Below are 15,129 nucleotides of genomic sequence, written 5' to 3'. Positions count from 1 at the left end.
CGGGAAGCAGAAGCCGTATCTCACAGTCTGTGGATATTCTTCCAGGTTTTCAGTACGCCATCATTAAACGACACCGCTTTGCGCGGTAAACTGAGGAGATTCTGATCAGGCAGTGCCAGACCTTTTACGGTGGTTGTGCCGACCCGATACCCAGCTTTGGCTGCCTGCTGCCCGACCTCTTCACTGAAACTGCCATAGGGGTAACAGATATGATCAACAGTATCACCGAGAAGCTCTTCAAGATCCTTTTTGCTCTGTTGTAATTCCTGAAAGCATGCATCTGCATTCAGCTGAGCCAGTCTTGGATGAGTGACACTGTGGCTGCCGATTTCAATACCATTGGCATATACCTCACAGATCCGCTCACGGCTCATTAATGGCTGCGGCTGATGGCCATCCTCTTTCAGCCATTCCGATCGTCCGGACAGCTCACCGGATACTATATAAACCATGGCAGGAAGCTGGTATTTTTTCAGAACCGGGTACGCATACTGATAAAAATTCTCGTAGCCATCATCAAAGGTAATGGCGACACAGCGCTCAGGGTATTCCCCCTCACCACTCAGAAAACGAGGCACTTCACTCATTGGAATAACATGCTGCCCGGTCAGTTTCAGCATCAGCATCTGTCGGGCAAAACGCTTATAGTGGCAATAGTTTGCCTTCAGCGTTTTTATGTTTCTGAAATCACCCACCTGGTGGTACATCAGGATAGCTAGCTTTCTGTTCTCTGCCATTCCTACAGCCCCCCTAGATAATAAAACAGACCATAAAGCGCAAAATTCACCAGCAGCAGAATCAGATTGCGGACTTTTTTCTGCCGTTTACGGCTGACCGCTTTATTGTCTTCATTGCGGCGACTGGCCTGGAAATGTTCGATATAGGATTTCACATTATCCTTGTCGAAAATTTTTACGTACTCAACCGGCAGGTTAAAGAAGGTCGCGGTATGGGGTTCGTCGTAGGCCAGCTGAAAACTGTCCTGATCACAGTAGTGTTCATTCAGTGCCTGTTTGGCAATCCACTGATCAAGAAACTCCAGCGTAGCCGGAGTATTACGCAGAAAAATCGTCCCGGTGCGGATACTGTGTGACGCGCGTTTACCACCCTGCTCATTAAAGTGAATACCAATATCACCGTCAAAGTCATCAAAGCCGGTAATTTCGCGCCGCACAAATGCATCGGCATCGATGTACAGAACATCGCGCTCAGGGTTATCCAGTAAACACTGGCGCAGCACCTTGGGCTTTAGACCTGTAGTTGCTTCCCAGCAGCTTTGTGGCTCAACCGGAGTGAACTGATAGTCCATCGAAAAACGTTTCAGAGATATTTCCAGACGCTCAATGTCGTCACGATAGCTCTCGGTATAGAAACCACACACGAGCAGTTTATTCACAATATTTACCTGACAGTTCTCTTACTGTGTCCCTGACTCTGGTCGCATTTAATTCTGCATAACAGGGCGGTGATTCTTCATTCAGGGGACATACTTTTTTCAGACAGGGAGAGCATGAATACGAAGACGCCAGATTAATCACCCGCTCACCATGGGCAGCCGTTAAGGCAATACTGGTGCTGCCGAATACTGAAACGGTAGGCACACCACAGGCAGCCGCAATATGCATCAGGCCGGTATCAACACCAACAGCAGCAGCGCAGCGACTGATAATTCCGGATAACTGCCACAGCGACAGTTTCGGCAGCACCACACCCCACTGCGCCTCCGTGGTCAGCCGTTCCGCCCTTTGTCTTTCCTGTTCACTCCCCCAGGGGAGCAACACCATTTGCTGTTCCTGTTTTGCCTGAGCCAGAAGGTCAATCCAGTTAGCTTCAGGCCAGTGCTTGGACGCCCAGGTCGTTCCATGAAAACAAATCCAGGCACCGGTATATTCAGGAAAAGCATTATCCAGCCTGTGACCCTGAATACCGAAATCAGGTTCCCCCTGGTACTGGTAGCCCAACGCCTGTGCGAACAATTTACGCACCCGCTCCACAGCATTCATATCGCGTGGTACGTTGTACCCTTGGCGGTAAAATAAGCGTGTTTCAGAGTCCGTAGCTGAATCTTTGTCGAGTCCGACCACCGGACTGCCGCTGAGCCAGCCGACCCGTGCCGATTTAATACGGCCCTGGGCATCAATCACCAGATCGTATTTTTCGTGCCGCAGCGCTTTATAAAACGACAACTGCTCGCGCAGCGTTTGCATCGACCAGCGATTTTTTTTCCAGCGTAAGCGCGGATGTCCGATAACCTGCCTGACAGCCGGATGCAAACGGGCAACATCCATAAAGGGCTGTTCACACAGCCAGTCAAAACAGATATCAGGATTGGCTTTTAAGGCGTCGGTTACAGCCGGCAGCGTATGTAAGATATCCCCCAAAGCAGACATCTTAATAATAAGAATTCGTTTCATAGATCCGCGCATTCGTAAGCAACTGCTACGAAAATAAAGGCATGATGACTGTCTGTGTCAGATATGCCGTAACAGTGCCTGTTCAACCAGCTCCAGATTAGGAATCATGGCAGCATCCTGGCCAATGCTGACTGCACTCTGGTCATAGTCCCCCATATGCATGGCTTCTACTTCCTGAATTTCGCTTTCGCGGATATGCACCAGACTTGGAATCCCCTGAACCAGCACCGCATAAAAAGGCATCTTCGGGTGGGCACCCACACCATTCACGATGGCAAAGCGGGCATTGGGGTTGGGAGCCGGAGCAGCCTGGCGGTTAAGCATTTCATAACATAACACCGGCACCGGAGTACCACGCCAGTCGATACGGCCAAGAATCCAGTCAACACTGGAAGCTGTAGTTAACAGATGGGAAAAAGGAATAATTTCCGCCACCGAAACGTTAGGCAGCAGCAGGTTTTTATCCTTCAGCGGAATCAACAGGCAATCGACCTGATCCGGTGTATTGGTTTTAGTGATGGATTGGCTCATGAATATTTATCCAGCTGTGTTTAACGCAATTCACCAGCTGCAGTGCCAGCTGATAAGGGTCGCCGATATAGTTAACGCGATTGGTTTCAATCGCACTTTCCGGCATAGAGGCATTAGCGCAGCTCTGCGGTGCCTGCGCCCATACCGGCACTTTACTGTCATTCAGGCTCATTACCGCTTCAGAGCCATCATTGCCCATGCCGCTGAACAAAATATACCCGGCCCGCTGGCCGAAGTAGTCGTTCACATTCAGAATCACCTGATCAATGGATGGTCCATAAGGGCCAGGCCAGGCACGTTCCAGACTGTGTGGCAGCCCGTTACTGTCGAAACGGAATTCATCGCTGATGGGCGCTACCAGCACTTCACCGCAGTTCAGCACTTCACCGGCAACAAAGTTTTTCAACTGATACTGCGCATGACGACCAATAGTCTTGCACAGCGATTCTTCAAAGCGCGGATCGATATGCTGAGCGTAAATAAACGCCACTGGTAAACCACCGGGTAAGGCGTCAAGAAAATCTTTGACCGCTCCCGGCCCGCCTAATGACGCTCCCAGCACCCAGACCTGAGCCGCGGCTTTGCCGGTAAAATCCTGATTGGCAAACACACCGGGGAGCGGAATACGGGGGGACGTTGTTGGTGTATTCAGACGATCCAGCACGGAAACATCTTCGGCCACCACCGGCGTCACTTTGATGATTTCACGCATCTTGCCGTACAGGCGTTTTTCCCATTTCGGATACGTGGTGCAGGTTTTTTGCGGCGCTTTTTCCAGGCCCAGCAAGACCGGCACATCGCCATCCAGCAGCTGTTCGAGCCACTGCATATTTTCTTCGTCGTCTTCCTGACGGAGATCCACCAGCCAGGCGTCCAGTTGCAGCTCACTGTGATCCAGCAGCACAAAACGCTGCGGATCAGTGTTAATCACCACATCAAACCCGAAATGAATCAAAGCGGATTTGAGCAGGTGTTGCTGCAGCCGGTCGTCGGCCAGGATGCCTACCCTGGGCAAGGCCATGTCAGTGTTCCTCGCGCCCCAGCAGACGGTTCATAGTGCCGAGCAGCAAGTCTTCCTGGAAAGGTTTACCCAGATATTCGTTCACACCAATCGACATCGCCCGCTCACGGTGTTTATCACCGGTACGCGAGGTGATCATAATGATCGGAATATCTCTCAGACGGGAATCGTGGCGCACCAGCGAGGCAACCTCGAAACCATCCATTCGTGGCATTTCGATATCGAGCAGCATCAGATCCGGTTTGTGATCCTGCAGCGTCGCCATCGCATCCACACCGTCTTTGGCTGTGAATACTTCCATACCATTACGCTCCAGCAGGCGGGTCGTTACCTTACGTACCGTCACCGAGTCATCCACTACCAGAATACGCGGCAAGCGGTTTTCCAGTTCGTGACGACGCTCGGCCGCCTGGCTGTCGAGCAGTTTCGCCTGCTGATATTCCAGGCTCGCCTGAGTACGGATCATCGCCGGCAGATCAAGAATGATAACCACGCTACCATCACCCAGAATGGTACCGCCGGATACGCCCATTACGCTGGCAAACTGCGGACCGAGGGTTTTTACCACGATCTCACGTGAGCCGAGCAGCGAATCCACCTGCAGAGCAAAAGGTATCGCGCCGCGGATCAGCAGTACCGGTAACGGCATATGCTGAGCACTGAATTTTGGCTGCGCTTCGTTTTCCAGCATCACGCCCAGGTATTCGATACGATAGTCGGTACCGGCATAGTGATATTTGCGTTCGGCCTGCGGCTGCTCGTACAGTGACTGCAACTGCGCCACCGGCGCCCGTACGATACCCTGAATGTTATTCAGCGGTACCGCGTACAGGTCGTCACCAACCCGTACCATCAGCGCACGGTTAACCGACACAGTGAACGGCAGACGGATAATAAAGCGGGTACCGGCTCCGGCTTCCGACTGAATCTCAACGCTGCCGCCCATCTGTTTGATTTCGCTGGATACAACGTCCATCCCCACACCACGACCGGAAATCTGGGTCACCGCTTCGGCTGTAGAGAAACCAGCTTGCAGAATAAACTGCATAATTTCCTGATCGGAAAGGTGAGCATCCGGATCCATCAGTCCGCGTTCGATCGCTTTGCGTTTAACCGCCTCGAGATTCACACCGCGGCCATCATCGCTCATGGTCAGAACCACGTCGCCGCCATCGCGGCTGATGTCCAGTTCGATATTACCGACATCCGGTTTACCGGCAGCAGCACGCTGCGCCGGGTTCTCGATACCATGGTCAACCGCGTTACGCACCATGTGCTCCAGCGGCGAAATCATACGTTCGAGGATGGTACGGTCCATCTCACCGTCAGCGTTGTGAACGCGCAGTTCGACCTGTTTGTCCAGCTCCAGACTGACCTGACGCACAATACGGCGCAGACGCGGAACCAGACGCTGGAACGGTACCATGCGGGTCTTCATCAGACCTTCCTGCAGTTCCGTGTTAACCCGGCTCTGCTGCAGCAACAGGGTTTCTGCATCGCGGGTCTTGTGACTCAGCGTCTCTTTCAGGTCGAGCAAATCCGAAGCCGATTCCACCAGCGCACGCGACAGCTGCTGCATGGCCGAATAGCGGTCCATTTCCAGCGGATCGAAATCTTCATAATCAGGGCCCTGACGTTCCTGACGGAAGATCACCTGCGCCTCGGTTTCCATATCCAGACGACGCAGCTGATCGCGCAGACGATCAAGCGTCATATCCATCTCTTCGAGAGTATGGGAGAAGTCAGTAACCTGCTGTTCCAGACGACCACGGCCGATGGAAGTTTCACCGGCAAGGTTAACCAGGTTATCGAGCAGATCGGCAGATACTTTCACCAGCTCCTGCGGCGCCTTACGCGCAGCCTGCTGAGCGGCAGCTTTATCCTGTTTTGGTGCTTCCGGCGCTGCACGGCGCAATGGCACAACATTCGAAGCCGGATCGACGGCTGCCGGAGCCGTGTTTTCAATCGGGGCTACTTCAGTAAGAGTCTCTTCAGCTGCACTTTCCTGCGGCTGAATCTCAGCGTCAGCGCTGCTGTCAGGCTCAGCATCAATGGTCAGCGGCTCAACAACCAGGGATTTTTCACCCAGCACTACCAGACCGTCCGAGGCCAGCATGGCTTCAACAGCATCAATCTTATTGATCAGCTCATCCTGACGCTGATAAGCCGACTGGAAGAACGCAGCGGAGCGCTCAATCTGCCCCTGCTGAGCTTTCAGGATATTGGCTTCAAAGTTGTGCGCCAGATCGCCGATCTCAGTCAGACCGGCCAGACGCGCACCGCCTTTCAGGGTGTGCAGCACCCGCTGGGCTTCTTCGGCACCTTCGGTGTTGGCCGGTTCCTGTTCCCAGCTGTGCAGCGCACGATCCAGAGACTCCTGCAGCTCGTGAGCTTCTTCGAGGAAGATCTCCAGAATTTCACGGTCTGACTCATCCAGCGTTTCCGACTGCACCACCGGCACAGGAGGCTGTACGCTTAATTCATCAGCGTCATTTTCTTCAGCTGTCAGCTCATCCAGATCTTCCGGCAACTCGCCATAGGCTTCACCTTTCAGATACTGGCGGATAGCCACAATCATTTCATCCGCAGCCTGCGGGCGTACACCTTCGCGCACAGCATCCAGCTGGCTTCCCAGCTCATCATGGGCACGGTCCAGCAGATCGAAAATCTGCACCTGAACCGCCAGACGGCCGTCATTAATATTTTCGTACAGCGTTTCCAGCTCATGGCAGAGGTCAGCAACTTCCGACAACTCAGCCATACGTGCGCCACCCTTCAGGGTGTGCAGTTCACGCTGCAGCTGGGCAACATGCAGTAAGTTATCCGGATGCTGGCGCCAGCGCTGGATAGCGGTTTCGACGGATTCGGTGATTTCCTGCGCTTCTTCGAGGAAAATCTCCAGAATCTCGTCTTCGTCACCATCTTCTACCGCCGGCAGCGGCAGCATTTCCATTTCGTTGCGCGTTTCGGTCTGTGCTGTTGGCTGAACAACAGGAGGGACAGCAGGCTGCAATTCAGATTCCGCACGTGGCAAATCTTCATCCTGCAGGCCCTGTTCTTCTGGCAGAGCTGACAGCAGCTCTTCGTCGATTTCATCACTCAGGTCGAAGGCAGAACCGGCAACGTCTTCAACCCCGGCATCCGTATCATCGCCGGCATCCAAAACATCATCGGCAATATCGGCCAGAGTAATGTCGTCTTCGTCGATATCAATCGTCAGGTCTGTACTGTCGGCGTCATCAGCGTCGGTGATATCGGTAGCTGTTTCATCGGCAACGATGTCATCCAGCTGCAGTACCGGCAGATCATCGTCGGCGACTTCCGGCAGAGGGAATTGCCAGTTGCGGATGCGCATCAGCAATTCATCCGGACTCTGGGTTTCCTGACCAGCCGCCAGGCAATCCATCATAGCCAGCACGGCTTCATGAGCTTCAGCTGCCAGTGCCAGTAAATCTTCGGTTGGCTCAGCCTGCTCATTCTGGATGCGCAGATAGAGATTATTCAGTGCATCAGCAAGCGCCTGAATATGCGGAACTTCCGCTTCGGCAGCACCGCCAGCAACTTCCTGCAGATCCTGCCCCAGCGCAGTCAGTACGCTGTCATCATGATCTTTATGCCAGCGGTTCAGCAGGCGGTCGGCATCCAGCAGTGAATCCATGCCCTGCGCCAGGAACTGGGCAATCGCCTGTGGATTCGGCCCCCGACGGGAAGAATGCTCAACACGCAGTGGTTCCAGCAGCTGTTTTTCCAGTTGCTGCAGACGCTCAACATAAGCGTCGGCACCCTCAATATGTTCGGCCAGCAGCAGCTCGCGGGTTTCCAGTGCTGAGGCGATCAGCGCCGAACCTGTGGCAATCAGCCCGACGACTTCTGCACTGTTGTTAATCTGGTAGGCACGCAGTTCTTTAACAAGGCGTTCCAGTGGCGAAGCCACATTGGCGATGGCGGTAATACCGGCCATATGCGCACTGCCTTTTAACGTATGCAGCGCACGCTGCAGCTGATCGCTGAGGGCGTTGATAAAGTCTTCTGTACGTGACTCCTGAACAAACTCATCCAGCGTCACCAGATGCGAGCGTGCTTCGCCTTCAAACACTTCCAGCAGAGCGTCGTCTTCATCTTCATCACTGCTGTCTTCCGTCTCGGCGACGGTCTGAGTATCGGCAACGGCCAGCGGCTCTTCTCCGCCTTGCGGCTGCAGTGTCTGAGAAAAGGCAGCAACACTCTCACCAGCGGCCAGAGCGGTGGCGTAATCCATCAGGGGTTGTGTCGGGATGGATGCAGGACGCTTCTGGCGGAAATCATCAATCAGCAATGGCAGCTGGGTGATTACATGGTCAACCAGTGCAATCAGGTTGGCATCAATCTCAATGGTGTTGTCGAGTACACGGTTAAACATGTTCTCAATGGACCAGGCCAGCTCACCGATAAATTCGGCTCTGACCATACGGCCACTGCCTTTCAGAGTATGGAATGCACGACGCACAGTGGTCAGCGCTTCCTTATCGGCGGGATCTGATACCAGTTGTGGCCAGAATTCATTCAGGGTTTCGGTCACTTCCTCAGCTTCTTCGAGGAAGATTTCGATAATTTCATCGTCGATCAGGTCGTCGTCATCGTCATCCGCAACGTTTGCCGTAACAATTTCCGCTTCAGAAACAACCTCTGCACTGTCGGACTCTGCAACTGTAATATCGTATTCTGCAGCACTCTGTTCTTCTGCAGCCTGCTCTTCACGCAGGTGATCGACCAGCTCATGCAAATCAGCCGTATCATCTTCCGCCTGCAGCTCGTCAAAATCGAAACTGATATCCTCACCAGCCACACTATCCAGGCTGACCACATTATCGTCGCGGTCAATTTCAGGCTCTGGCAATTCAATATCGGTTACGGCATCAGGGCCAACATCGTCGGCGCTCAGATCAAGATCGGCTTCTTCCAGCTGTACAGCCTGATGCAGCTCGGGTTCTGCATGAACAATCTCTGCGTCTTCATCGTCATCAATAGCAAGTGCTTCGCCAAACGAAGTGACATCTACTTCCGGCAGGTTTTCATCCCCTTCAAAGGAAATATCATCGAGCGAGTCGTTCAATGATTCTGTCGCCGGTAAGTCCTGCAGTGAGACTTCGGCTTTATCCAGCAACTCAGCACCGGCACTGCGCGGGTTCTCAGAGTAACGCTCAATAAAGTATTCAACACCACTCAGGACGTCGGCCAGAATATCCAGCACCGACCATTGTGGCTTCAGACGTTCATCAATGAGCTGCGTTTGCACAAAAGCGGCAGCACGCGACAGGATACCCGCCACCCGTGGCAGCGGGATCATGTTCAGCGAACCTTCAATGGTGTGCAGCAAGCCCGGAACATCCTGCAGCTCGTCAACCGACCATTGTTTGGCGATGTATTCAACGATGGCGTCTTTTACCTGCTCCAGCACATTACGCGCTTCGCGCAGTACCGCCTTCTGAGCATCAGACAGGGTGCTTTCACCGGCATGGGCATTCAGGTCACCCTCACGCTGCATGCCACTGAGGGTGGCTTCGATATACAGCAAGGCTCCGGCCATATCGAGCAGATGACTGTCATCAATATCACCACTGTCCAGCAGACGGGCAACCAGACTCTGCTGTTCCTGCATCACCTTACGCGGCATGCCCAGACCGAGCATACCCATGGTATCGGCAACCTGTTTCAGGTTTGGCGCAATCGCTGCCAGAGAATCTTTACGGTCATCGTCACTGCGTACCAGCAGATCAAGACGATCTTTAATAGCCGCAATTTCTTCCACCAGTGCGCCCAGCACATGACCGACGGTATCGCGGTCGGGGCCGGATAACGCATCACGTTCCTGCTGGATTTCTGCTTCTGTCGGCAGCGCCTGACGCAGACCAAACTGTTCCTGTGCCTGACGGATAGCTTCACCACTGACATCTGTACGGGCGACATAAAACAGCAGGTTCTTCAGCAGCTCATCCGATGGCGGCTGATTAATGGCCGCCGCGCCTTCTTCAATGGCGGTTTTCAGCAAATGATCCAACTGACGCAGCAGTTGTTTCGCACTGTTTGGCAAATGCTGCTGCTTGAGCAGCCATTCGCTGAATGCCAGCGCCGGCAACCACACCAGACCCTGTGGCGTTTTACCCAGCGCTTTGTGCAGTCGGGCGAAGGCTTTGTTCAGGTATTGTTTGGCGACATCCGGCTGTTTGTTCTGCAGCAACTGCAGGGTGGCAGTCTGCAGCATCTGACGGATTTTGCGTGCCCAGTTACGGAAATCATCACTGGCATAAGTCGCCGCCTGAGCGTCGGTCAGTGCAGCATTCTGCTGAATGTTCGGGGCGAACAGAGCCGTTTCAGACAGGAAGCTTTCGCCCCGCGCTGAACGCAGTTCGTTAAGAATTGGCAGCAGTACCACCGGCAGATCGCGGCGACCGACTTTGACGTGCTCAAGGTAATGCGGCAGCTGAATAATGGCCTGCATCAGCACTTCGAGACCGTCGCGCTCATTGCCCAGCGCAGAGTCGGCCAGCGCTGACGCGATAGCCTCCATCTCTTCAGCCAGCAGAGCGGCACCATAGAATTCGACCATCTGCAGAGTACCGTGAATCTGATGCAGGTAACTCAGGCAGAATTTCAGCCGGCTTTTGTCCTGGGGATTCTCCACATAAGCTTCCAGCGCCTGCTGGGCCTGTTGCAGAGTCTCTTCGATTTCCCCTTTTACCCATTCCAGGGCGATGTAGTCCTGGCTCATCGCCTTGTGGTCTCCCCTGTCGAATTCGATTGCTTACGCACAAACGCGGATACCCGGCTGCTATGAACCTGTTCCAGTAACGGATGCTGCCAGTCCACCATTTCCCCAAGACCAATCACTAATATGCCACCGGGAGCGAGACGCTCGGCGAGGACATTAAGAATTTCACGGCGACGCCAGCGACGGAAATAAATCAGTACATTCTGGCAATAAATAACATGCTGAGACTGCAGCGGGCAGTTGGCCAGATTCAGGATATTAACCTGACTGAAACAACAGCGCTGACGCAGCGTGTCGGATACCTGCACCGGGCTGCCCGGCTGCAGATCCCTGAACCCCAGCTGGCGGTATTCATCCGCAACCCAATCGAGGGCACGTGGCTGATAACGGCCGGCACGGGCTTTACGTAATACGATGGTGGATATATCAGTGCCGGTGACGGCATAACGTTTACCCTGTGGAGTCAGGTAACGCTCTGCCACCATGGCCAGGCTGTAGGCTTCTTCGCCGGAAGAGCAACCGACACTCCAGAATTCCAGCGTGTCATCGCTGCCAGCTTCTGCTGCTTTTTGCTGCACAAATTGTTCAACAAAAGCAAAAGCATCGGGATCACGGAAGAAGCGGGTTTCCTGAACGGTCAGACGGTCGACCAACGTGCTCCATTCAATCGCACCCGAGGCACCATTAACAATGCGCTCGTAGTATTCCTGATAGTTGTCACAGCCGACTTCGCGCATCCGCAGACCAAGACTGGTCTGCAGAAACGAGCGGCGTTGTGGCGCCAGGCACATCCCGGTGCGCTCTTCCAGCAGACTCTGCCAGCGAACGAACTGAGCGTCGTCCATTTCCGGAACGGTGCTCAAACCTGTACGTAACTGATGGTTCATTAAAAGTCATCCAACCATCTGTCAGGTTACAGCACCTGTCGTTGATGAAGGTCCAGCTCTGCTTCCGGCAGCTTGAAGCCGGCTACGGATTCACGCAGCTTGTTGGCCATTTCCGCCAGATTACCAATCGACTTCGCGGTTGCAGTAGTACCCGCAGAAGTCTGCGAAGTAATTTCCTGAATAACGTTCATCGTGTTGGAAATATGACCCGCAGACGATGCCTGCTGACGGGCTGCGTTGGAAATGTTCTGAATCAGTTCCGCAAGGTTTTTAGATACGTTTTCAATTTCTTCCAGTGCCACACCCGCGTCCTGCGCCAGGCGTGCACCGCGCACCACCTCGGAGGTGGTGGTTTCCATCGAGATTACCGCCTCGTTGGTATCGTTCTGAATCGTTTTAACCAGTGCTTCAATCTGCTTGGTCGCAGCGGCTGAACGTTCTGCCAGACGCTGTACCTCGTCCGCAACCACCGCGAAGCCCCGGCCGGCGTCACCGGCCATGGATGCCTGAATCGCAGCGTTCAGGGACAGAATGTTGGTCTGGTCAGCAATATCGGTAATCAGGGAGATGATGTCACCAATCTCCTGTGAGGATTCACCCAGACGTTTAATACGCTTGGAGGTTTCCTGAATCTGTTCACGGATGTTATCCATGCCGTTGATGGTCGCCTGTACCACTTCCGCACCTTTGTTGGCGATCGCTACCGACCGCTCCGCAACCGCAGATGATTCCGAGGCGTTGGCCGATACCTGGTCAATGGACACCGCCATCTCGTTGATCGCCGCAGAAGCACCGGCAATTTCCTGCGCCTGGTGTTCAGAAGCTTCCGCCAGGTGCATCGCTGTTGCCTGAGTTTCCTGGGCCGCCGAAGATACCTGTACCGCTGTTTCGTTAATCGCCGATACCAGAGAGCGCATCTGGTCGATCGCGTAGTTGATGGAGTCAGCAATCGCACCGGTAAAGTCTTCGGTTACCGTCGCAGAGGCTGTTAAGTCACCGTCCGCAAGGTCAGCAATTTCGTCCAGCAGACGCAGAATCGCCATCTGGTTCTGTTCGTTCTTATTCGCCGTTGCATCCAGGTCGCGACGGGTTTCGCGGTAAGACACCACACCAAACGCCATCATCATTACCAGTGCCAGTACCGCAGAGATATAACCAACGGCCTGCAGAATGCCCCGCTCACCGGCACCCGCCTGAATGGTTTCAGTCAGCTTGGACGTCTGGTCCAGCAGCGTACGGGAATCGTTAAAGATAGAGTCCGATGCTTCACGCACCTGGAACAGTTCAGGAGAGGTTTCCAGAATCTCATCAACGGAGCCGGATACGAATTCAAACAGTTCAGCAACTTCCGCCAATGCGTAAATTGCTTCTTCATCTTTTACCTGAGAGATGTTCATGGCCACGTTGCCCTGAATCATACCGTTCAGTACGCGGCCAAACAGCGAGGCGTCACGGCCAAAGGCGTCCGCGGCCATTACCGCATCTTCACCACCGGCCAGTACTTTGTTAACGGAACGTACGATACGTTCTGCCAGCCAGGACTGACGCTGTGCTACCGCAACCTGATCGGCCGGCGCACCGTTATCCAGCAGAATTTCTACAATCTCGTCGTATTCCACCTGCAGCTGCGGAATGGTTTCTGCCAGCGTCGCGGCAACTTCGTGGAGGGAGAGAATAATATCCTGAGCACGGATAATCTGGTCAGCGTTACCCTGAACCTTATTCCAGACGCCTTCTACGTTGGTCATGGTAGCAACTTCTGCTGCCGGCAGGCCGTTAGCAGAATCACCCTTGGTCAGGTAACCCCAGCGGGTCGCGAAGTTATCACGGGCAATTTTCAACTGACCGAATGCTTCCCGTTTACCACCCGCGGCTTCTACCGCGTTCTTTGCCAGTTCCTGCGACAGTACGCGCAGCTCACCGGCGTGATCAATGTATTGCTCATCCTGGTTCGCCAAGCGGTTTACGTACACCGTAATACCGATAAACACCGCCAGAAACACGAACAACAGACCTGCCAGAACACCGTTAATCCGGTTTCTGAAGACCGTCGACAAGACGCTTCCTGTATTTCCGCTCATGCCGTTCTCTCCACACTCACTGCATGTATTTTAATTATTATCTGCCTGATGGCAGATTCGATCAGATTACCTAACCATACCCGCTGCGCGGGCATTGTTATACCGCAATCTGCAGGAACTCCGGCGCCCGGATCAGCTCACGCAACTGAAATACCGGCCACTCGCGCCCATCCCGCTCGAAACCATGTTCTACAAATTTTCTGAAAGCCGGATCAAGTTCGGAAACATCCACCCGGCGATCGACTGCAAATTGCTGCATCCCCAACACAGCATCCACCAACAGGCCCGTCAGGTGGTCGTCCTGTTCGACGACCAAAACCCGGCGACTACGCCAGTTGGCTTTGGATGGCAGACCCAGAAGGCCCGCCAGATCCATAACCGGCACCATGCGCCCACGCACATTGGCCACACCCAGAACCCAGCTGCGCACACCCGGCACTTTGGTCAGACGTGGCGGCTGCAGAATTTCCGCGACATCAATCATGTCTGCAGCAAAGGTCTGACCGGCAAGCATAAAGCCTACGCCACGCCAGTAAGAAACCGCTTCCACCTGTTGCGGCAAAGCCGACGCGTTGCGTCGGCTACGTTCGGCGATGTCCAGCAGCTGCGCGTACGGATGCATATCAGCCAGCCATTACGGAAGCAATCTCGGACAGCAGGGTTGCTTCTGCAACCGGCTTAACCAGATAACCACTGGCGCCCTGACGCTTACCCCATACACGGTCAGTTTCCTGATCCTTGGTGGTGACAATAATCACCGGAATATGCTGAGTTTCCGGATCTTTGGTCAGCTGACGCGTTGCCTGAAAACCATTAAGGCCCGGCATCACGATATCCATCAGCACTACATCCGGCTTTTCCTTGCGCGCCAGTGCCACACCATCAGCACCGTTTTCTGCGGTCAGAACTTCGTGACCATTTTTCTCCAGCATGGAGCGGAACGCTTCAGTTTCTGTCGGAGAATCATCTACTACCAAAATACGGGCCATGCCTGTTACCTCTTAAAACTCTTTCAGCTGTCGCTGGCTCAGGATTTTACGTACTGACGAATTGAACCCAACAGCTCTTCCTTACTGAAAGGCTTGGTCAAATATTCATCAGATCCAACAATGCGCCCTTTAGCTTTATCGAACAAACCGTCTTTACTGGACAACATGATTACCGGTGTCGATTTGAATTTGGAGTTATTTTTGATCAGGGCGCAGGTCTGATAACCATCCAGACGCGGCATCATGATATCGACAAAGATGATATCCGGGTGAGTATCGGCAATCTTGGCCAGCGCATCAAAACCGTCTGTGGCGGTAATGACTTCACAGCCGACCTTTTTAAGCAAAGTCTCAGCCGTACGACGAATGGTTTTACTGTCGTCGATGACCATGACTTTAATATTCTGAAAGTTATCGTCCATAGGGAGGCCTTTAACCATCCATTTCTTATGTTTTAG

The 15,129-nt window shown here is 53.6% G+C and carries 11 protein-coding genes; all 11 read right to left on the bottom strand.

Features of this window, described 5'->3' with window-relative positions; genetic code table 11:
* Nucleotides 1-20 precede the first annotated feature (20 nt).
* Nucleotides 21-620: a polysaccharide deacetylase family protein gene (locus B3P58_RS05045; RefSeq protein WP_286716384.1), complete on the bottom strand. Its 600-nt coding sequence runs from the start codon at nucleotides 618-620 to the stop codon at nucleotides 21-23.
* Nucleotides 621-739: 119 nt separating this feature from the next.
* On the bottom strand, nucleotides 740-1,396 hold the full coding sequence (locus B3P58_RS05040) for a putative nucleotide-diphospho-sugar transferase (protein WP_286716383.1): 657 nt from the start codon (nucleotides 1,394-1,396) through the stop codon (nucleotides 740-742).
* Entirely contained in the window at nucleotides 1,389-2,414 is a 1,026-nt protein-coding gene (gene waaC / locus B3P58_RS05035; RefSeq protein ID WP_145466899.1) for a lipopolysaccharide heptosyltransferase I, read from the bottom strand. The genes B3P58_RS05040 and waaC overlap by 8 nt, the downstream gene beginning before the upstream one ends.
* Nucleotides 2,415-2,471: 57 nt before the next feature.
* Nucleotides 2,472-2,945 (bottom strand): chemotaxis protein CheW, encoded by a 474-nt coding sequence (locus B3P58_RS05030; RefSeq protein WP_286716382.1) that lies wholly within the window; start codon nucleotides 2,943-2,945, stop codon nucleotides 2,472-2,474.
* Nucleotides 2,926-3,966 carry a chemotaxis protein CheB gene (locus B3P58_RS05025; RefSeq protein WP_230331075.1) on the bottom strand — a complete coding sequence of 347 codons (1,041 nt, stop codon included), beginning with the start codon at nucleotides 3,964-3,966 and terminating at the stop codon, nucleotides 2,926-2,928. Before B3P58_RS05025 ends, B3P58_RS05030 begins: the two co-directional genes overlap by 20 nt.
* Before the next feature lies 1 nt (nucleotide 3,967).
* Nucleotides 3,968-10,714: an Hpt domain-containing protein gene (locus tag B3P58_RS05020; protein WP_286716381.1), complete on the bottom strand. Its 6,747-nt coding sequence runs from the start codon at nucleotides 10,712-10,714 to the stop codon at nucleotides 3,968-3,970.
* Nucleotides 10,711-11,601, bottom strand: a complete 891-nt coding sequence (locus tag B3P58_RS05015) for a CheR family methyltransferase (protein ID WP_145466907.1) — start codon at nucleotides 11,599-11,601, stop codon at nucleotides 10,711-10,713. The genes B3P58_RS05020 and B3P58_RS05015 overlap by 4 nt, the downstream gene beginning before the upstream one ends.
* Before the next feature lie 26 nt (nucleotides 11,602-11,627).
* Nucleotides 11,628-13,682, bottom strand: coding sequence for a methyl-accepting chemotaxis protein (locus B3P58_RS05010; protein ID WP_225691444.1), 2,055 nt, complete (start codon nucleotides 13,680-13,682; stop codon nucleotides 11,628-11,630).
* Nucleotides 13,683-13,779: 97 nt separating this feature from the next.
* Nucleotides 13,780-14,304: a chemotaxis protein CheW gene (locus tag B3P58_RS05005; protein ID WP_145466911.1), complete on the bottom strand. Its 525-nt coding sequence runs from the start codon at nucleotides 14,302-14,304 to the stop codon at nucleotides 13,780-13,782.
* A gap of 1 nt (nucleotide 14,305) precedes the next feature.
* Nucleotides 14,306-14,671 carry a twitching motility response regulator PilH gene (pilH, locus tag B3P58_RS05000; protein WP_145466913.1) on the bottom strand — a complete coding sequence of 122 codons (366 nt, stop codon included), beginning with the start codon at nucleotides 14,669-14,671 and terminating at the stop codon, nucleotides 14,306-14,308.
* 38 nt (nucleotides 14,672-14,709) lie between these two features.
* Nucleotides 14,710-15,093 carry a twitching motility response regulator PilG gene (gene pilG, locus B3P58_RS04995; protein WP_145466915.1) on the bottom strand — a complete coding sequence of 128 codons (384 nt, stop codon included), beginning with the start codon at nucleotides 15,091-15,093 and terminating at the stop codon, nucleotides 14,710-14,712.
* Between the last annotated feature and the right edge of the window lie 36 nt (nucleotides 15,094-15,129).

The sequence above is a fragment of the Thalassolituus sp. UBA2009 genome (assembly GCF_002335285.1).
In the GTDB taxonomy this organism is placed as follows: Bacteria; Pseudomonadota; Gammaproteobacteria; order Pseudomonadales; family Oceanobacteraceae; genus Venatoribacter; species Venatoribacter alkanivorans.
Note: the sequence above shows the minus strand (reverse complement) of the source record. Positions and strands in the feature narration are given on the sequence as shown.

Excerpts from the sequence above, each read along its gene's own strand:
- B3P58_RS05045 (WP_286716384.1), bottom strand. The coding sequence starts at position 620 with ATGCTGAAACTGACCGGGCAGCATGTTATTCCAATGAGTGAAGTGCCT.
- waaC (WP_145466899.1), bottom strand. The coding sequence starts at position 2,414 with ATGAAACGAATTCTTATTATTAAGATGTCTGCTTTGGGGGATATCTTA.
- B3P58_RS05030 (WP_286716382.1), bottom strand. The coding sequence starts at position 2,945 with ATGAGCCAATCCATCACTAAAACCAATACACCGGATCAGGTCGATTGC.
- B3P58_RS05025 (WP_230331075.1), bottom strand. The coding sequence starts at position 3,966 with ATGGCCTTGCCCAGGGTAGGCATCCTGGCCGACGACCGGCTGCAGCAA.
- B3P58_RS05020 (WP_286716381.1), bottom strand. The coding sequence starts at position 10,714 with ATGAGCCAGGACTACATCGCCCTGGAATGGGTAAAAGGGGAAATCGAA.
- B3P58_RS05015 (WP_145466907.1), bottom strand. The coding sequence starts at position 11,601 with ATGAACCATCAGTTACGTACAGGTTTGAGCACCGTTCCGGAAATGGAC.
- B3P58_RS05010 (WP_225691444.1), bottom strand. The coding sequence starts at position 13,682 with ATGAGCGGAAATACAGGAAGCGTCTTGTCGACGGTCTTCAGAAACCGG.
- B3P58_RS05005 (WP_145466911.1), bottom strand. The coding sequence starts at position 14,304 with ATGCATCCGTACGCGCAGCTGCTGGACATCGCCGAACGTAGCCGACGC.
- pilH (WP_145466913.1), bottom strand. The coding sequence starts at position 14,671 with ATGGCCCGTATTTTGGTAGTAGATGATTCTCCGACAGAAACTGAAGCG.
- pilG (WP_145466915.1), bottom strand. The coding sequence starts at position 15,093 with ATGGACGATAACTTTCAGAATATTAAAGTCATGGTCATCGACGACAGT.